The organism is Candidatus Weimeria sp. HCP3S3_B5 (genome assembly GCF_052064335.1).
In the GTDB taxonomy this organism is placed as follows: domain Bacteria; phylum Bacillota; class Clostridia; order Lachnospirales; family Lachnospiraceae; genus Weimeria.
In genome coordinates this window covers 1-17250 of sequence record NZ_JBQHVU010000016.1, presented here as the reverse complement: position 1 = coordinate 17250, position 17250 = coordinate 1, and the positions used below count along the sequence as shown (strand labels likewise).

General features: G+C 41.0%; 17 protein-coding genes. 4 read left to right on the top strand and 13 right to left on the bottom strand.

Annotation, left to right across the window (positions count from 1 at the left end):
- Positions 1-100: 100 nt before the first annotated feature.
- Positions 101-877: a DUF4352 domain-containing protein gene (locus ACTNCK_RS08520; RefSeq protein ID WP_441082087.1), complete on the bottom strand. Its 777-nt coding sequence runs from the start codon at positions 875-877 to the stop codon at positions 101-103.
- 114 nt (positions 878-991) lie between these two features.
- On the opposite strand from ACTNCK_RS08520, the gene ACTNCK_RS08515 reads away from it, so the two are divergent.
- From ACTNCK_RS08515 to fliB, 4 genes are all read left to right on the top strand, one after another.
- Positions 992-1429, top strand: coding sequence for a hypothetical protein (locus tag ACTNCK_RS08515; protein ID WP_441082086.1), 438 nt, complete (start codon positions 992-994; stop codon positions 1427-1429).
- A gap of 114 nt (positions 1430-1543) precedes the next feature.
- Positions 1544-2161, top strand: a complete 618-nt coding sequence (locus tag ACTNCK_RS08510) for a 50S ribosomal protein L25 (RefSeq protein WP_441082085.1) — start codon at positions 1544-1546, stop codon at positions 2159-2161.
- Positions 2162-2373: 212 nt separating this feature from the next.
- Positions 2374-3075, top strand: a complete 702-nt coding sequence (locus ACTNCK_RS08505) for a hypothetical protein (protein ID WP_441082084.1) — start codon at positions 2374-2376, stop codon at positions 3073-3075.
- A 166-nt stretch (positions 3076-3241) separates the two neighbouring features.
- Positions 3242-4375, top strand: a complete 1134-nt coding sequence (fliB, locus tag ACTNCK_RS08500; RefSeq protein WP_441082083.1) for a flagellin lysine-N-methylase — start codon at positions 3242-3244, stop codon at positions 4373-4375.
- Positions 4376-4586: 211 nt separating this feature from the next.
- On the opposite strand, the gene ACTNCK_RS08495 is transcribed toward fliB, so the two are convergent.
- From ACTNCK_RS08495 to ACTNCK_RS08440, 12 genes are all read right to left on the bottom strand, one after another.
- Positions 4587-5093 carry a shikimate kinase gene (locus ACTNCK_RS08495; protein ID WP_441082081.1) on the bottom strand — a complete coding sequence of 169 codons (507 nt, stop codon included), beginning with the start codon at positions 5091-5093 and terminating at the stop codon, positions 4587-4589.
- 14 nt (positions 5094-5107) lie between these two features.
- On the bottom strand, positions 5108-6070 hold the full coding sequence (locus ACTNCK_RS08490) for a phospho-N-acetylmuramoyl-pentapeptide-transferase (protein ID WP_441082080.1): 963 nt from the start codon (positions 6068-6070) through the stop codon (positions 5108-5110).
- 92 nt (positions 6071-6162) lie between these two features.
- Entirely contained in the window at positions 6163-6975 is an 813-nt protein-coding gene (locus tag ACTNCK_RS08485; protein ID WP_441082079.1) for a MerR family transcriptional regulator, read from the bottom strand.
- Between the two features lie 89 nt (positions 6976-7064).
- Positions 7065-8204: an NAD(P)/FAD-dependent oxidoreductase gene (locus ACTNCK_RS08480; RefSeq protein WP_441082078.1), complete on the bottom strand. Its 1140-nt coding sequence runs from the start codon at positions 8202-8204 to the stop codon at positions 7065-7067.
- The gene (locus ACTNCK_RS08475) at positions 8201-8554 is read right to left on the bottom strand and encodes a (2Fe-2S)-binding protein (protein WP_441082077.1); all 354 of its coding nucleotides are present in this window, start codon (positions 8552-8554) and stop codon (positions 8201-8203) included. The genes ACTNCK_RS08480 and ACTNCK_RS08475 overlap by 4 nt, the downstream gene beginning before the upstream one ends.
- Before the next feature lie 64 nt (positions 8555-8618).
- Entirely contained in the window at positions 8619-10196 is a 1578-nt protein-coding gene (locus ACTNCK_RS08470; RefSeq protein ID WP_441082076.1) for an FAD-dependent oxidoreductase, read from the bottom strand.
- A gap of 11 nt (positions 10197-10207) precedes the next feature.
- Positions 10208-10525, bottom strand: coding sequence for a (2Fe-2S)-binding protein (locus ACTNCK_RS08465; protein WP_441082075.1), 318 nt, complete (start codon positions 10523-10525; stop codon positions 10208-10210).
- A gap of 35 nt (positions 10526-10560) precedes the next feature.
- The gene (locus ACTNCK_RS08460) at positions 10561-11967 is read right to left on the bottom strand and encodes an APC family permease (protein ID WP_441082074.1); all 1407 of its coding nucleotides are present in this window, start codon (positions 11965-11967) and stop codon (positions 10561-10563) included.
- Between the two features lie 77 nt (positions 11968-12044).
- Positions 12045-12392, bottom strand: a complete 348-nt coding sequence (locus ACTNCK_RS08455) for a P-II family nitrogen regulator (RefSeq protein ID WP_441082073.1) — start codon at positions 12390-12392, stop codon at positions 12045-12047.
- 21 nt (positions 12393-12413) lie between these two features.
- Entirely contained in the window at positions 12414-13556 is a 1143-nt protein-coding gene (locus ACTNCK_RS08450) for a tyramine oxidase subunit B (protein ID WP_441082072.1), read from the bottom strand.
- Between the two features lie 168 nt (positions 13557-13724).
- Positions 13725-15257 carry an AAA family ATPase gene (locus ACTNCK_RS08445; RefSeq protein WP_441082071.1) on the bottom strand — a complete coding sequence of 511 codons (1533 nt, stop codon included), beginning with the start codon at positions 15255-15257 and terminating at the stop codon, positions 13725-13727.
- A gap of 18 nt (positions 15258-15275) precedes the next feature.
- Positions 15276-16214, bottom strand: coding sequence for a tetratricopeptide repeat protein (locus ACTNCK_RS08440; protein ID WP_441082070.1), 939 nt, complete (start codon positions 16212-16214; stop codon positions 15276-15278).
- Between the last annotated feature and the right edge of the window lie 1036 nt (positions 16215-17250).

Sequence of the window (17250 nt, the reverse complement as noted above, 5' to 3'; positions counted from 1 at the left end):
CAGATAATGGATCAGGAAGAAGTGCAATTTTATATTTACAGAAACATAGAAAGAAGCCGTGACAATCTTAATTGCCACGGCTTTTGGCATCTTATTCGGGTTATTTTACAGAGGACCAGTCTACTTTATCGGATGGTATTTCAAATGTCACTTTCTTGTCGCCCCAGAAATCAGGCTGATAAGAAATCTCAAACTTTTTGAAGTCCTTCGGAACCTGGTAAGTCATTATCCCGTTCATCTTCTTTCCACTTGCTACATCTCCACCAAGTGAATTTAATCCATCTACCTCAGGAGCCTCTTCACCTGTATAATCCTCGTCAATCGACATATCATCACAGTAAGCTTCAAAAGATACCCAAGTGCTTACAGTTATATCTTCATCTGAATCATTTTCGATATCGAAGATAAGTGCAAGGAAATATTTTCCTTTATCAGGCACAGCAAAATTTGCTTCGCTGCCCTTTGATAGGATAGCCGACGATAATTTTACCTTGACTCCATCGAAATCAGCTGTATCGCCAACTGTAAATGTAGTATCTTCTTTCTTGTCCTTCTTTGAAGATTTAGAACTAGTAGATTTTGCCGACGATGAAGTAGAGCTGGTTGTAACCTTTTTAGGCTTGTCGTCTCCTGAAGCGGCTGCAGCGATGATGATTATCAGAATAACGATCACTATTATAGCGATCAGTCCACCTTTGCCTTTCTGCTTCTTACGGCAATAAGGGCATACATTGGCACCTGCAGGTATCTGGGAACCGCAGTATTTGCATGTCTTTGTCATGTTATTTTGGAAATGTGGTGGAGTGTTCTGAATATATGGATTTGTTCCATTACTCTGTCCACCATTATCTGTTGTATTAAAGAATCCGTCTGCCATAAAATCCTCCTTGCTAAAACGGTTGTCAATAAAATCATTCTAAAGTATTGCACAACTGAATTGGTGTGCTGCTGGCACACACATTTTGAAATGAGTTATGATACAATACTTCTTATGGATAAGAAATCAACTACTGAATTATTACAGATATTGAAAAGTACAGATTCTAAAGCTGGCCTTGAAGAATATGTGCAGAGAATTGATAAGCCTGAGACGCAGGTGAAGTCGTTTTCGGAATTCCTGGATTCCCTGCCGGAGTTTAATGATAGGAAGCCGTCAGAAATCATTAGGGACTCCAATATAGAGCGGACATACGGATATCAGATATTTAATGGAAGAAAGCTGCCAGGACGTGATAAGGTGATCATGATTTCACTGGCTCTGCATCTGAATCTGGATATGACGCAGAAGGCACTGGCTGCAGCTAAGGCTCCGGCTCTCTATCCACGTGACAGACGGGATGCAATCATCATCTATGCAGTGGAGCATGGTATGTCGGTTGACGAAGCCTGTGACCTGCTCGATGAGTTCGGAGAAAAATTTCTCGACTGATTTTTCTTGAAAAAAAATATTATTCGTGTTATCATATCACACGGTAAATTTTTGTTGACAGATTCAAATCGGGTCTGTCTGGGGTCAAGACGGCCCGCAGAAAGGAGTTATACAATGGCATCACTTAATGCAAAGACACGTGACATGTCAAAGAAGGCAAAGGCTCTCCGCCGTGAGGGACTCATCACAGCATCTATGTGCGGAAAGGACCTTCCGGAGTCACTTTCACTCGTCATCGATGCAAATGAGGCTACTCAGTTCATGAAGAACCATCATGTAGGTTCAGAAGCTACACTTGTAGTAGATGGCAAGGAGTACGATACAATGATCAAGTCAGCAGACAAGGATCATCTCAATACTCATTATCTTGACATGACATTCCAGCACCTGATCGCAACAGAGAAGGTAAAGGGCGTAGCTGAGATCATTCTCTTAAACGAGGATCGTACAGCAGGATTCCTTACAAGAGATATCAGCACCGTAGAGTACAAGGCATATCCTAAGGATATTGTCGACAAGATCGAGATCGATGTATCAAAGCTTCCTATCGGAACAGAGATCACAGTCGGAGATCTTGATATCGCAAAGAACGCAGACATCGATGTTACAACACCGCTTGATTCTTCAGTTCTTCATATCGCAGAGCATCAGCATATGGATGCAGCAGCAGAAGCCGTACTTGAGGCAGATGAAGAGGCTGCTGCAGAGAAGGAAGCAGAGACTGCTAAATAATCTGCACCATTTTATAGCAGCTTGTGACAGGAAAGTATATTTCTTTCCTGTCTTTTTTGTTCAGGAAAAAATGCAGTTCATGGAAATGCCTTATTTTCAACGATTACAGATAGTTATTCTTTAAGTTTTATTGAAAATTGTTAAGTCATACTTGCAATTGTTACAAAAATATGTCATAATATTCTCCGTAAAAAATAGAAAACGGAGGATTTATGTTTAAAAAAAGTCTCATAGCAGTTACAGCAGTTTTTCTGGCAATTCTTATGGTTCCGACCATAAAGGCATCAGCAGAGAATGCCGTATCGGGCTCTGCAATAGTCACAGAGAGCCTTGCTACTACAGGCTCCTCAATAACATTAAAGAAGGCCAGAAAGGTCAGAAAGAGCGGCTATAGGCCTGTAAACGCAAAGAAGCTTAGCGCTTCCTATAAGAAAAAACTTAGGAAACAGAAGAAGAACTGGATCGGCGTAAGCTATGGCAATTATAAATCAAGAGTAAAAGCGGAGCAGAAGTCTCTTATAGATATCAGTTGGGAAGAGCTTAAGGCCAACTCTCAGGTAAAAATCACAAAAAAGGCCTTTGACCTGATGTGCAGGGTTGTACAGTGCGAAGCAGGTGATGTAAGGTATACTACAAAGGAAATGACTGCCGAGGTAATAGTCAACAGGGCAAGAAGCTATAAGGGATCATCAGACCCGGTATACAAGGCTCTGACAGCCAAGCATCAGTTTTCCGTAGTAAGGATGTCCAGAATCCATACAAACGATATCAACGGCGAAACTGTAAATGCATGCAAGGATGCCCTGCTTAAGAACAGTCATCCAAAGAATCTGAAATTCTTCCGCGCTGGATACTATTTTTCATGGGCAAAGCCTTATACACACGCAGATGGAACCTATTTTTCGCTCGCATAAGACAACAGAAAGACATAATAATTATTAATAGAATTTTTATTGATTATGCAGGGCGTTTAATGTATAATTTAGAACCGAAATGAAACCCCTTTCATTTCAATTTCATATTCTCCCCTATTAGCAGGTCTGGTGCCATTTGGTATCGGCCTGCCTTATTTATATAAAGATGAAAACATTTATCACCCAACTGGAAAGCTACTATAAATGTCTGATGACAGACTGCCCGGCCAATTGCTGCCGATACTGGAAGATAGAGGTCAGTAATGACATCTACCAGAATTATACCAAACTGACTGGACTTCATGGAATAATAATTCGCTCCTGTATAAAGGGACACGGGCCAGGAATCATCCGAAGGGTCTTTGGAAGATGCCCTTTTCTGATAGAAGGAGGGCTCTGCCGTTTCCAGCAGGATAATGGAGATATAGCGCTTCTTCCTCTTGTCTGTAAGCAATACCCTTTTCATGTCATGGATCTTGGCTACAGACAGGAGATAACAATTCTGCTATCATGTCCGGCAGCCGCTGCCACATTTGATGATCATCCATACGATATCAATCTGGTTCCCACAGAAAAGAAATACCAGCCTTATTATACTGCAAATAACGATGATAAGGAGTTTTTGTCAGAGCTTCTTCTTCAGAGGGATATTGCATTATCGGCTATTTGTGAACCCTCTCACAGTCTACCCAGTCTGTTTCAGGCCATCTATGCTTGTGCCGGGCGATCAAATTCATTATATCTGAGTAATTCTACAAGAGTTAAAGCCAGGGATATCCATCTGTCATTTGATCCAGATGACTGGGGAAGCTATATTGTCTCTAAGGAACCTTCAAATGCATTCTACCCGATTGAACTGGTAGATAGGATTATTCTTGACCTTGTCTATTACACATCAATGTCATTAAGAAATCCGCATCTGTTTGTACTGATTCAAAAGTACAAGAAGCTGTTTGGCCGATTAGATCAGCATAGTGCCAAAAAATGGCTGGATGACAGGCTTGAAGAGCTCTACAAGGCGGATCCATCCTTTGAAGACCGTCATAGATGCTATTTTGCACACACTCTTCAGCAATTATATCCCTATGCCTACGAATCATATTTCTGGCAAAGACAAGCCATGCTGGCTATACTTTATACGGAGCTTCTGGAAATATTTGATATTACAGAATTCATTTCCTATAATAGGGTGCCGGATAAAAAAGAAAGGGTCCTGACATTATCAGCACTCGAACGTGGAACCAGGCATAATCCGGCATTGACTGAGAATATTTTTAATCTGATACGAAAAGAGTTTTAGCCTTATCTCATCTAGTCGCTGTTGCCCTGACCTATGTAGCAGCCCTGTTCTCTGGATTTCTTCAGCTGTTTATGATAAGACTTATAGCAGGGAGCGCAGACAGAGATGACTGAGAGGTTAGGGCCTAGGGGGAGTCCCTAACCCTAACGACCTCCGGTATCTATCTAGCGGATAAATATTCATTTTACCGATAGTTGCTGTTGGGATAATATCATCCCTCTTTTAGCTGTTCAACAATCCGGATTACCGATTCTCTGATATCAAGTCCATTGATTTCGGCGGTAAGATCGGCATATTTCTCATATAGCGGTGTTCTTTCTTTATATAAATCATAAAGCGTCTGGCCCGGGTTTACAGCTACGCCTCGTTTATTCAGGTCTCCAAGCCTTGATTCGATCTCATCATATGGCAGCTTCAGATATACCAGACAGGAAATATCTTTTAAATGCCTCATCGCATTTTCCCCATAGACAACACTACCGCCTGTAGCAATAACAGTTTTGTCCGTTTCTATCGAGGCATTTACCTGATCCTCTATATCCTTAAAACCAGCCAGTCCTCTGTTTTCTATAATCTCACTCAGAAGCTGCCCCTCACGGTCCTGTATAAGAAGGTCAGAGTCAATAAATTTATATCCAAGGTACTTTGCAAGTACCACCCCGAGACTGCTTTTGCCGCAGCCCGGCATTCCTATTAATGTAATATTATTATATTTCATTTCATCCCTGCAGATCAGATAATAAATATTCCAAGTGCTGCTGAAATCAGAAGCTGAACGATAGAAAATCTGACCACAACCTGCATGTCAGACCATCCTCTCCCACTCTTTGAGCGGAGTTCATCGTGTATTGGCGTACGGATATTCTTCATAAAGTTTTTTTTGTGAAGAAAACGGATCACCGAAACCTTTATAAGACCAAGACCGCCATCCAGTATTAGAACCAGAGACAATATGATGTAACTGAAAGGATGCCTTGATTTCATTGCAAGAAGAGCAATGGCATATCCTAACGCTCTTGATCCGGCGTCACCCATTAACATTGAACTCGGTTTTGTGTTAAAAAACAGATATGCCGCCATAACACCCATCAAAACGCAGGCATAATCCGCATACTCTGCAAGCTCTGCTTTAAAGAGCAAAGCAAATGATGCAATCGTCACGAAAGAAACAGAGGCACAGAGACCATCTATCCCATCTGAACAGTTGGTCACATTGATCGCCGTCCATATCAGGATAATACCCAGAATAAAATATAGAACAAGCGGTATATGAAACGAAATTCCAAAAAAGGCTACAGACGTACCATTTTCTCTAAGGAATACGATCATAGTAATCACTGAGATCGCAAGATCGATTGCGCCTTTCTTATAATCCTGCCACGGTATTTCTGAGGCATCATCAAGATATCCGGAAAGCATAACAAGATTGATAAGAACAGTGTAAATAATACTTTCTACAGAAACAGGGCAGACTAATAGAACGACCAGAGAAAAAACAGGGATCATTATCACCCCTACTCCTCTTAGCTTACCCTTTGAAAGCGCCCCATTAACGGCAAAATCCCTACCATGGTCCCTTGGAAGAAAGGGAAATCTCATATCAAGCAGTACAAATGATATAAGAAAGCCCATCGCTGCCGCCAGGCAAAGGATCTGAGAACTACTGATAACATTAGATAAATATTGATAAAACATCTTTTTCCTCACTAATCTTTTATGGATATTCTAGCATTAATCAAAACCATGGTCAATCAGGTAGAAAAAAGAAAATTAAAAATTAAAGACTGTTACACCACTCTCATTTGAAGCTGAGTCAGGTATTCATTAACATTGGATGTTTCATATCTGTCAATATGGCAGAATTCGACCAGATCACCTGCCTGCTTGAGATGATGCTCCTCACAGTACTTAAGCATTCCTGGATAAAGATCTACAGTCTGACTAAATCTTCCTCTGTATGCAAGAGAAATATATTTCCCTGCCTCCAAAGCAAAATTAGTATCTAGATTAAGATAACCCGAATAAAAAAATATTGCTTTAGTAGCAAAATCTCCATTTTCTCCCATACGGTCTGTATCCAGAATATAACAGTCACAGGCACCGATTGTTGTAACATCTTTTGAGAAATAACTTTTGAATTCTGCAAGACGATAATTAATCTCATTATCAGGCACTGCACCCTCTGAAATCAGAAGACAGTTTCTTTCAGGAAGATCAAGCTCATGGATTGTCCCTGATGTGTCAAGATTTAATGCCTCATTTATAGAACGCAGTCTGGAATTGATGTTGCCCTTTATCTGAGTAAGTTCCCTTATCTTATCATCTATTACAGAAGATTCCCTTCCAAGCATTTCCGTTACATGTTTAAGGCTTCTGTCCTTTTCCAGCTTTAAAATATCCTCTGTGGAGAAACCGATGGAAAGCAGCTCTCTTACTGTATTCATAGTACGGATATCATCCATAGTATAAAGTCTGTAATTATTCTCCTCATTCCTGACAGGATTTAGAAGACCAACCTTCTCATAATACCTTATGGAGTCTACACCTATATTAAAAAGCTTTGAAATCTCACCTATTTTGAAAAGACCGTTTTCACTCATGTATGGCATGGTATCACAAGTCCAATCTATACGCAAGATGAAAAAGGAGAAAAATCCCCTTTCTCATCGAATATGGTTTAATATATGTCTTAGATCTGATAGAAACGCTCGTATCTTAACGGTTCAATGTTTGTAATAGGATCCTCTCCCACTACCGTCTGCGCCATGATATAGCCAACAGCAGGAGCTGTTCCAAATCCATGTCCATTGAAGCCACAAGCCAGGATCAGGCCATCAGCCTCACGAGGCCGTCCCAGAACGCAAACTCCATCCTTTGTCAGATCCAGTACTCCAGACCAGCTGCGAACTATCTTAGCCTTTGCCAGTGCCGGAATCCAGCCCTCGATAGCCCTGCATGAGGCTCCCAGGGTTGCCGGGTGCTGCATACTCATATCATTTGGATCCTTTATTTCCATAAACTCCTCTAGTCCTGATTCAGAACCAAATACAAAAGAACCATGCTTTGTCTGATGTCCATAGAAATCCGCTGCAGCCGTTCCGAGCATCTGAGGGAACATCTCCGGCTCCATCTCTGTGACCAGAGCACAATCAACTAATGGTGTCATAGGGACATCAAGACCAACCGTATTCATTATCCTTCTTGAATCATAACCGGCTGCCAGAATGATATCTCCTCCTTCAAAGACTGTACCGTCCTCAAGGATTACTCTCCTGACCTTACCCTTTACCCTTTCAAGCTCATTGACCTTGGCCTCTGTAAAGAAATGAACTCCAAGCTCAACATCCTTCATATAATAGGCAAGTGTGGCTACAAGAGGATTGGCATGTCCATCTGTCGGACAGAAGCTTGCACCCATGACATCCTCTGACATATATGGAGAAATCTCTCTTACCTGATCACCTGTTATCATATCAAGCTTAAGTCCGCCTGCAGCACAGCTGTCTGCAAGGGCCTGCAGCTTCTTCATATGGGCCTCAGTCTTACCAAGACGAAGGTTACCCTTCTGAGTATATTCGACATCTCTGCCGAGCTCCTCTGAAAGTGTTGGCCAGAATTTCTGAACGGCTGTCATAGCCAGCCCAAGCTCTCTAGGATCTCGTCCAGACTGACGGACACCACCACCATTACGGCTTGACCCGCCATGCCCTATCGACGAGCTTCCCTCAAGTACAATGATATCCTTTACACCCTTTTTCTTAAGATAATATGCGCTGGCACAGCCTACGATACCACCGCCTATGATAACTACATCTGCTGTTCTTTTCATCGTAAGCCTCCTTTGATCTCATCTTCCTTAAGGCCTCTGTCGTTACCAGCCACTCCCATATCCAGTGGTCTCATCGGTGTACGGGCTGTAGCAAGTGTAACGTCATTTGGCCTTATACCAAGCTCCTTTGCCACAAGTCTTCTTGTAAGAGTTCCACAGGTCTGTCCCTGACAGAGTCCCATTCCACATCTTAAAAGTCTCCTTAGCTCCTCTATAGTTGTGATCCCCTGATGGAGAGCCTTTCTGATCTCGCCCTTGGTCACCTCTTCGCAACGGCATACCAGAATGTCATCATCATCTTCAGGCACATAAGGGCCGATTTCTTTCAGCTTTTCTTCAATGTCTAACATTTTTTCTCCTTTCCTTTAATAAGGATATATCGCTTTCCATAAGATCAAGTTATAAAAGCGTCCCTTATGCCTTCTTATAAAATCTTGCTCTGTCGATGAATTCCATCGGAACCTTCATTGTTACCAGATTGGTTCCGTCAAAAGCCTTGCTGGAACGGACATTGGTAATGACCGCATCACAGATCTTTTCTCCGCTCCTTGACAGTCCGTACCCCTTATCTCCTATTTCAGGAAGAGGAAGGAATTCATAAGGAATAGTCACCTCGCCAAAGCCTGGCTGAGTATCCTCTGCTACAAGGAAGATTGCCTGACCTGAACAGCTTGCTACACACATCCCGCAGTTAATACACTCACTGCCATCTACCGAAATAGGGAGAGATGTTATATTGTCACCGATAGAAATACATCCTTTTTTGCATGCATCCTGACAAGGATTACAAGGTATGTTCTGTGTACACTCGATCACCGGATGAACCTTTGCCTGTTTCCTGAATCCAGGGAATCTGCTTATCTCATCATCCGCCACAAATCCATGTGTAAGAAGATTTTCGGAAATATCTATTCCCTCTTCAGTCTTTTCGATCTTCTTTCCTCTGTTCTTAGGAGCAAACATTCCCTGACGAAGAGATTCCAGTGACTGATCAAGTTCCTTCTCTCTTACTACTCTTGCTTCATGATCGGTATAACCCAGGTATTCTGCAATAGCTGCTCCACTCATCCTGCCCTCGATCATAGCAGAAGACGCCTCCTCAATACCAGCGACATCACCAGCTGCATATATACCAGGAACTGATGTGGCCCCGGTTTCATCACATTTAGGCACGAATCCACCTGCAGAGGTATCCATTTCAATTCCATCCATCTTAAGAAGCTGTGCCATAGGAGATAGTCCAACAGCCACACAGACAGTATCAACATCAAAATGCTTTTCTGTTCCCGGTATAAAGTTGAAGTGACTATCAACCTGCTGGATCGTAACACCCTTTACACAGTCAGTCCCCTCTACCTCTTTTATAGTATGAGAAAGATAGAATGGAACTCCCGTACGAGCAACCTTTGCTGCATGTACTCCATATCCTCCGATCCTTGGAGCAGCATCTGCAAGTGCCACAACCTCACAGCCAGCCTGAATAAGCTGGAATGAAACAACCAGTCCTACGTTTCCTGTTCCAAGCATGAGAATTCTGTTTCCCGGCTTGATATGATGCAGGTTCATCATTGTCTGGGCAGCCCCTGCACCGATCACGCCAGGAAGGGTCCATCCTCTGAAATTAACCATATTCTCAGCAGCACCTGTTGCTACAAGGACGGCATCACCCTTGTAATGCACTACCTTATCGCCTTCCTGAACAAGAACCTCCTTGTCAGGATAAAGGCCGATTACCGTAGCGTTAAGCACAACCTCTACGCCAGCCTCCTTAGCCTCCTCAAGAAGCTGCTGACCGATCCTGAAGCCTCTGATCTTAGCCTTATGTTCCTTTGAACCGAAAAACTTATGGATCTGTTTGAAAAGCTGTCCGCCCGGTGCAGCATTTTCATCAAATACTGTTGCCTTTACACCACTTTTTGCTGCTTCTATTGCCGCACTAAGGCCTGCAGGCCCTGCTCCAACTACTATCAGCTCTTTTTTTATTACTTCCATGAACAGCCTCCTTACTCAACATCTAACGGTTTTACGCCATCCTGAGTCTGTACCTTCATACCTTCACGAAGAGGTGTAATGCAGGTCCTCACATTCGGCTGTCCGTCTACTATCATTACACAGTCAGTACATCTACCGATCGCACAGAACACGCCTCTCGGCTCGTGCCTTTTGGCTGTATATCTGTGGATCATGATACCATTTACTCTTAATGCTGCAGCAATCGGTTCACCCTCATATCCCTGAAGCGTTTTTCCATCATAGGTAAAATTTACAAGCTTTCCCTCAGGACTTTCACCTAATATAGGGTGATTTTTTATTCTATCCATTTCTTTTCCTCCATTCAACATACTAGTTCTATAACTTACTTCCAGATTCCTCTGTATTTTCTTATCTTATAGTACATAGGATTTTCCATTGCCAGGACCTTATCGATAGGAACCGGCTTAAACAGTGGTATCCTCATCTTTATCCTGATCCAGAAGATCGAATATATAAAGAGGATTGCCGTAATTATTCCGGTTACCATAAGAATCTGGTTCCTTTCCACCGGATCAGTAGAAATATTTGCTATCATGAAAACAATGCCAGCTATACTGATGCAGGGCAGGACTGGTCCAAACGGTACCTTGAAGTTTCTGGGAGCCTTTGGAAGTCTATGACGAAATACAAGCAGATCGATGTTTGCTACTGCATATGATGCCATCCAGAACACTGAGCCAACCTGGATCAGAAAACTGATTCTGTCGGATGAATTCTGGGAAATATATGCGCAGATCAGAATACCTATTGTGATTATCCAGCATCCGATAAACGGAACCTTGTTCTTATTCATCTTGCCAAAGAACTGAGGCATCAGATTCGTATAGCTCATTCCAGCAAAGATTTCTGACAAACCCTGAACTGTTGAATTCTGTGTGCTGACAACAGCCAGTCCCGAAACGATACACATCCAGATCTGACCAGCTTTTCCAAAAAGTGCCTGTCCATATAGCATATGCGGAGCTGCTGAGTTCATCAGATCGTCCCATCTGGTATAATTGTGGAAGCCAAAGATCATTATAATCTGGACAATGCAGATTATTCCAAGTCCCATAAACATTCCAAGCGGGACATTTCTTTTTGCATTCTTTACATCCTTTGAAATAGGAATTGCATACTCAGCTCCGATAAAGAGCCAGAAACCAATCGCTGTAAGGGAAACAATGGATAACGGAGTCGGTGTACCGACTACTGCCGGCTGACTGACTATCTTACCAGTCCCCAGCTTTAACGTTCCTATTATTCCCATTACAAGCATGGATCCAAGCATCAGGTAGCTTACAAGATCCTGTATTCTGGCAAACATATCCACGCCGCGAAGATTTGCAATAAGAATAATTGTTGAAGCGATCACTACCCACAAATAGTTAGGCATATTGATCTTTAATACTGATCCCATTGCATATGCAAATATCGATGCTTCTACTCCACAGGACAGAATATTGGAAACCATATATCCGCCGACCATCAGCACAATTGTTGGTATCGGTCCTATACCAGCAAGTGTATACTGAGCCAGTCCTCCGGTCACATTTGGCATGATCGCATTCAGCTCTGACAGTGTAGCCATGGTAATCATGTTCAATACACATGCAATGATCATCGCAGGAATAAACATCTCACCGGCAGTCCCGGCACCTTGTCCAAGCTGGACCAGCGTACTTGTGGCAATGATAAGGCCCACAGAAACAGATATGACGTTTCTCAGTCCTAATTTCTTCTCATCCATCGTCTTTTCCTTTCAAGGAAATCTATGCCGATATCGGTAAACATACATTAATGTGCCGATATCATTCCGACATATGATCAAAGCGCATCTGTTCCTTCGTCTCCAGTTCTTACACGGATCATATTGTCAAGACTGTATACAAAAATCTTTCCATCTCCGATATGTCCTGTGTAGAGCGTCTTTAATAACTCATCAGTGATCTTTTTTACTCTTCCAGTCTCAACCACTACAGAGATCTGAATCTTAGGAAGAAGCTCCATCTCATAGTTTTCATCAACCTCGTACTCCTTTGTTCCCTTCTCTACTCCACATCCGAGCACCTGAGTGAAGGTCATTCCTCCTACCTTTAGCTCTGAAAGCTCCTTCTTTATCTTTGCGAATTTCGACATATCGCAGATCACTTCAATTTTGCTAAGTCCTGACATTTCTTTTTCCTCCGTAAACAATCAAGCCATTTCTGGAACATCCCAAAGGTTCAGCTTGACACCTATGCCTTCCTTTAATGCTCTTCTATATACTGAGCATCCCCAGGCAACATCCTCTACAGGCATTCCACCAACTGAATATACGATGACCTCATCATCAGATTTTCTTCCTGGCGCTTTTCCTTCTATAATATCTGTAATCTCAGTAATATCTGAAAGCTTATTCTTTCCTTCATGTACCAGATCCGTGAATTTACACCCTATGATTCCCATCTTCGGATATGTCGGATACGGATATTCATTAGCCCAGGCCTCATAAAGCTTATAATTGTCGACCACAAATCTGCACTTACTCAGATAATCATCATCAAATCTTGCGGCTGACGGCATTGAGATAAACGCTCCAGGCTTTACCCAGTCCCCGCTTATATAAGGATAGGTTTCTACTATCTTTGGATCATCATCTGTCATTGCCGTGGTCGTAAATGCTATTACATCTGCCCCGCGAATTGCTTCCTCATCTGTTTCACATACATTGATCTCATCAAACTGAGGATATTCCTTTTTGACAAAATCTATAAATGAATCAATTGACTTACGTCCTCTGCCCTTTATATTTACCCTGTGAAGCTTTGGACAAGTGACAGCAAAAGCAGCTAGCGATGTCTTACCCATTACTCCTGGTCCGATGATTGCAGCCGTTTCGGAATCTTTTCTAGCAAGATATTTAGCTCCTACTCCTGGTATTCCACCAGTCCTGTATGCAGAAAGAAGATTCGCTGACATAAATGCTAGCGGTGCTCCCGTATCCTTATCATTAAGCACCATCATCAGTATAGACCTTGGAAGTCCCTTTTCCTTATTTTCAACATTGGAGCCATACCACTTTACTCCAGCCATCTGGTACTTGCCTCCAAGATATGCAGGCATTGCCATGAATCTACGGTCCTGAGTATTCTTTGGCATTCCCGGGAACTTCGGATCATCAGGGAAGGTCACCATACAGCCATGTGAATTATGGTTTTCACCACCCATCATATAATCTCCAGCCTTAAGGAGCTTAAGCATATCCTCCATTGATTCTATACATGCTGCCATATCCTTTACTCCCGCCTTTACCATATCAGGCTCACTAAGGTAAAGAAAATCAATTTTTGTGTCCATGTTACCTCCTTGATCTTCACTCATTATCTACCATCCTGTATCAGCAAAAACAAAAAAGCCGGTCCCTTTTTGGGTACCGGCTTCTTTGCCTTTGCTATCTGTTAAGTGAATTGTAAACCCTTGTATCATACAAGGGTCAAGGAGTGAACTTGTACTTATTTAGATACATTATTTCTCAACAAGTATTTTTTCAACACTATCTGCGTCATAAACCACGCTAGCCTTATTTTCTGTCTCAATTATATAAAGTGCATGAGCTGCAAGATGCTCTGCTGCCTGCTCCAGGTCTCTTACACCAGGCTGATCCCTGTAGATCTCTATTATCTTATCAATTCCCCGATCAGTTATCCTGCATTCTTCCTTTTTGATCTGCATTCTATCAAGCACCTTTGGTAAAGAAAAACGCTTGAATATCATCGCTTTCTCATCCGGACTATAATCATCAATATCGATAACAGCAAATCGTGTCATAAGAGGATCTGAAATCTTTGACTTGTCATTTGCTGTTGCTATCGGGTAAACACCGTTTGTCGGCACCATACATTCCACATAATTATCTGTGAATCCCAGATTATCTAATAATGTAAGAAGTGCATCAGCAGGACTCATACCATTCTTGCCATTATCAGACTTATCAAGCTCATTAATGATAAAGACAAGGTTAGAAGATCCAGCTTCAGAAAAAGCCTCCATGATCTTTCCCGGCCTTGCATTAGAATAAACTCTAGGGCTTCCTGTCAAAGCCTCTGCATCGGTTATCGTGCTCATATCAAGTGCTGTCCAGGGCAATTTCAGTATTCTGGCAACCGCATATGCGATCTGAGATTTTCCTACCCCGGCAGGTCCGCAGAGCAAAAGACCATATGACGGAAGTGTGTGCGTCCGGTTGATCTGGATGATAGTTTCAATAATCCTCTGTTTGACCTTATCCATCCCATACAGACTATTGTCAAGGACCTTTCTGGCTTCTTTAGGATTTATCGATGGAAAATAAGCATCCTTCCAATGAATATTCAGCATCATTGATAAGGCTCTCATAGCATGTCTTCTCTCATCCGGACTGATACTCTGGGATCTTGCCAGCATCAGATTTCTTTTTGCCCAGACAGCAATATTATCTGGCAGAACATCAGAAGCTACCTTTAGAAAATTTTCCATTCCCGTTATATCCGTCATTCTCAGCTTAAAGGCAACTGACTTATCTTCTATTGCAAGATCATCGTTCTTCTCTACCTTAGGCGATTGTGAAGCGAGAAGTCTGTTTATGACATTCTGTAAAAATCCATCCTCTGATGTAAGTCTTCTAAGTCCGGCTGAATCAACCGCACGTATCTTATATACGTTGTAATTACCATCAACTATATGTCCAGATAATCTGACATCTTCGTGATTGTCTGCTAAAAAAGCCAAAAGTTTGGTGAATCTTGAGTCAACTGCATCTATCGCCGCAAAAAGCTGGTCGGATGATCTCCCGTACTCAAAACTCATTTTATCTTCATATCTATAAAACCTTCCGCTAACATGATGAACCAGCGTACCAGCTTTATCCTCTATTATCAGGATGGGATGATCCTTATCCGAGAAATCAGATTCCTGCTCAAATGTCTTATACGAAAAAGCCTGCTTTCCGGAAGTACCCTGCGGCATTTCTTTTTCTTTTTTTTCACTGCTGTCACTAAAGTCAAACGTTTTAGAAGCCATTTTTACTCCTTCTTAGAATCACTCATGCTGCTTGTCTTTTATCTGATCGGCTATCTCATCAAGCTTATTCTTGATTGCCGGATCCCTTGTAAGATCATAAGCTATTGATAAAAAATAATATGCCATCTGATAATTCTTGTCCTGCATAAAATACATCCCATTCTGGCTTGACAGCTTAATAACCAGGGGATCGGGGCCAAATGGGATATCATCCTCATCGCATATCTTCTTCACATCATCTATACTGATCTGTATATGATCTTTCCCATCCTCCTTTAAAATCGCGTTTATCTCCCTCTTAGCATTTTCATTATCATCAAAGCCAGTAGAAAATGCCAGCATAGCCAGAGCCTTCTCAGACTCATTACTTGTCTCATAATAATAAGCAGCATTCCTGTATGCGTGCCCAAGCTGACCGGATGAATAAATATTTTGAAAGTTTCTTTTTGTCAACGTAAAAAATTGGTCTATGGCTCCCATCCTTTTTACAGTTTCTGCATATTCAAATGCTATCTCTGGGCTGATCGGATTCCATTCCATGGCCTCTTCAAGCGATTCAAGCGCCTTTCCATAATCTCCTCTCTGAAGAGCAATGCTTGCACACAGGACAAAAAGATTTGAAACCGGGTATTCTACCAGCTTTATCTCTTTTTCGTCTGCTCTTTCTTCTCTAACATCATCCTCCAACCTGTTTTCTTCATTATCTTCAAGCTGTCTTCTCTCTTCACCCCTTTCAGAATATATATCTCTTCTTCTGACCCTGTAAAGTCCTTCTTCAATCGGGTTTTTAAAATCAAGATATTCAAATCTCTTGTCTTCCTTTATCAGCTCATCAGATGAAAGTGAATCTATTACCCTGTCTATTTTCTTCTGAGCATCATCAAGATCGCCATTAACAAAAAGCTTTCTTGTGCCCATCAGTTCATTTTCAATCTCTTTTTTTCTTATCTCATTCATATTTAGTCAGTTTTTCTTCCTTCGAATAAGTTGGTAAATCTCAACGGATATTCTATCACACTTGACCTAGATTTAACATGTAATTTTACATCAATCTCATTATGTGTCCACATTATCTTTTGTTTCGACATATTAGTATGTAGTATTTGTATGCTTTATTAGCATATTATGTTTGTATTTGCTATATCCTTTGCATTTTCACTATAACTCAATTTTAATTTTATATATTTCAGCTGTTAGGCCTGACTTGATTAACCTTCACATAATATTACCATCTCGATCTTGCTGTACTTATTTTATTTACAAAATCCTTCAACATTGTTATAATTAGTTTAACTATTTAGTCTCTGGTCAGATCAGATAGAAATCAGGATGCTAAAATATTCTGCAAACTTAAGCTAATCTTTTGATGAAATTTTTCGGCATCTATATATATTAATGACCTGACGTTTTGGCGACTGATTAATAATGCAATCAATATATTGTCTTACAAATAAAGGATACAACGACATAATGTGTTAGTATATGTATGCGTATTATTGTTTGCATACGATATCAAATTTTAATATAGTGCAAACATTCTATGTAAATCACATACTCAACATAAAATACAGTTTCAAATATATCTTATACAGCGACCACATCATCTAATTCCCGAACAACAACAGATACTAATCTTGTAATGAAGTCAGATTTTATGTCAAGTAGTAATTGTAATATATAATAGTATATGTAATATATAATAGTATATGTAATAAAGTTATGACATACAAATTAAATGTTGTTTATAGCATTAACGTAAACTTCATTTACGACTACAATGTCTATAATGGTTTAGAATTTAATTATGACGTAAAAGGTGTTTTTATCAACAATGTCGATTTTGTAAGCAAAGTAGTTAACAGGTTTAATATTAATTTATATGTTGATATTTAATTTTATCTTGATATCTAATGTAATGTATATGTTTAATATCAGCACTGTATTTTAAAACAAAAGCTAACATGTAATCGGTTATAATAACAAAAGAATATTA

Bases quoted from the DNA above. Each gene is read 5' to 3' on its own strand.
- ACTNCK_RS08495 (WP_441082081.1), bottom strand. From the start codon at position 5,093: ATGAAATATAATAATATTACATTAATAGGAATGCCGGGCTGCGGCAAA.
- ACTNCK_RS08470 (WP_441082076.1), bottom strand. From the start codon at position 10,196: ATGGAAGTAATAAAAAAAGAGCTGATAGTAGTTGGAGCAGGGCCTGCA.
- ACTNCK_RS08510 (WP_441082085.1), top strand. From the start codon at position 1,544: ATGGCATCACTTAATGCAAAGACACGTGACATGTCAAAGAAGGCAAAG.
- ACTNCK_RS08505 (WP_441082084.1), top strand. From the start codon at position 2,374: ATGTTTAAAAAAAGTCTCATAGCAGTTACAGCAGTTTTTCTGGCAATT.
- ACTNCK_RS08520 (WP_441082087.1), bottom strand. From the start codon at position 877: ATGGCAGACGGATTCTTTAATACAACAGATAATGGTGGACAGAGTAAT.
- ACTNCK_RS08490 (WP_441082080.1), bottom strand. From the start codon at position 6,070: ATGTTTTATCAATATTTATCTAATGTTATCAGTAGTTCTCAGATCCTT.
- fliB (WP_441082083.1), top strand. From the start codon at position 3,242: ATGAAAACATTTATCACCCAACTGGAAAGCTACTATAAATGTCTGATG.
- ACTNCK_RS08515 (WP_441082086.1), top strand. From the start codon at position 992: ATGGATAAGAAATCAACTACTGAATTATTACAGATATTGAAAAGTACA.
- ACTNCK_RS08480 (WP_441082078.1), bottom strand. From the start codon at position 8,204: ATGAAAAGAACAGCAGATGTAGTTATCATAGGCGGTGGTATCGTAGGC.
- ACTNCK_RS08455 (WP_441082073.1), bottom strand. From the start codon at position 12,392: ATGTCAGGACTTAGCAAAATTGAAGTGATCTGCGATATGTCGAAATTC.
- ACTNCK_RS08450 (WP_441082072.1), bottom strand. From the start codon at position 13,556: ATGGACACAAAAATTGATTTTCTTTACCTTAGTGAGCCTGATATGGTA.
- ACTNCK_RS08465 (WP_441082075.1), bottom strand. From the start codon at position 10,525: ATGGATAGAATAAAAAATCACCCTATATTAGGTGAAAGTCCTGAGGGA.
- ACTNCK_RS08485 (WP_441082079.1), bottom strand. From the start codon at position 6,975: ATGAGTGAAAACGGTCTTTTCAAAATAGGTGAGATTTCAAAGCTTTTT.
- ACTNCK_RS08460 (WP_441082074.1), bottom strand. From the start codon at position 11,967: ATGGATGAGAAGAAATTAGGACTGAGAAACGTCATATCTGTTTCTGTG.
- ACTNCK_RS08440 (WP_441082070.1), bottom strand. From the start codon at position 16,214: ATGAATGAGATAAGAAAAAAAGAGATTGAAAATGAACTGATGGGCACA.
- ACTNCK_RS08445 (WP_441082071.1), bottom strand. From the start codon at position 15,257: ATGGCTTCTAAAACGTTTGACTTTAGTGACAGCAGTGAAAAAAAAGAA.
- ACTNCK_RS08475 (WP_441082077.1), bottom strand. From the start codon at position 8,554: ATGTTAGACATTGAAGAAAAGCTGAAAGAAATCGGCCCTTATGTGCCT.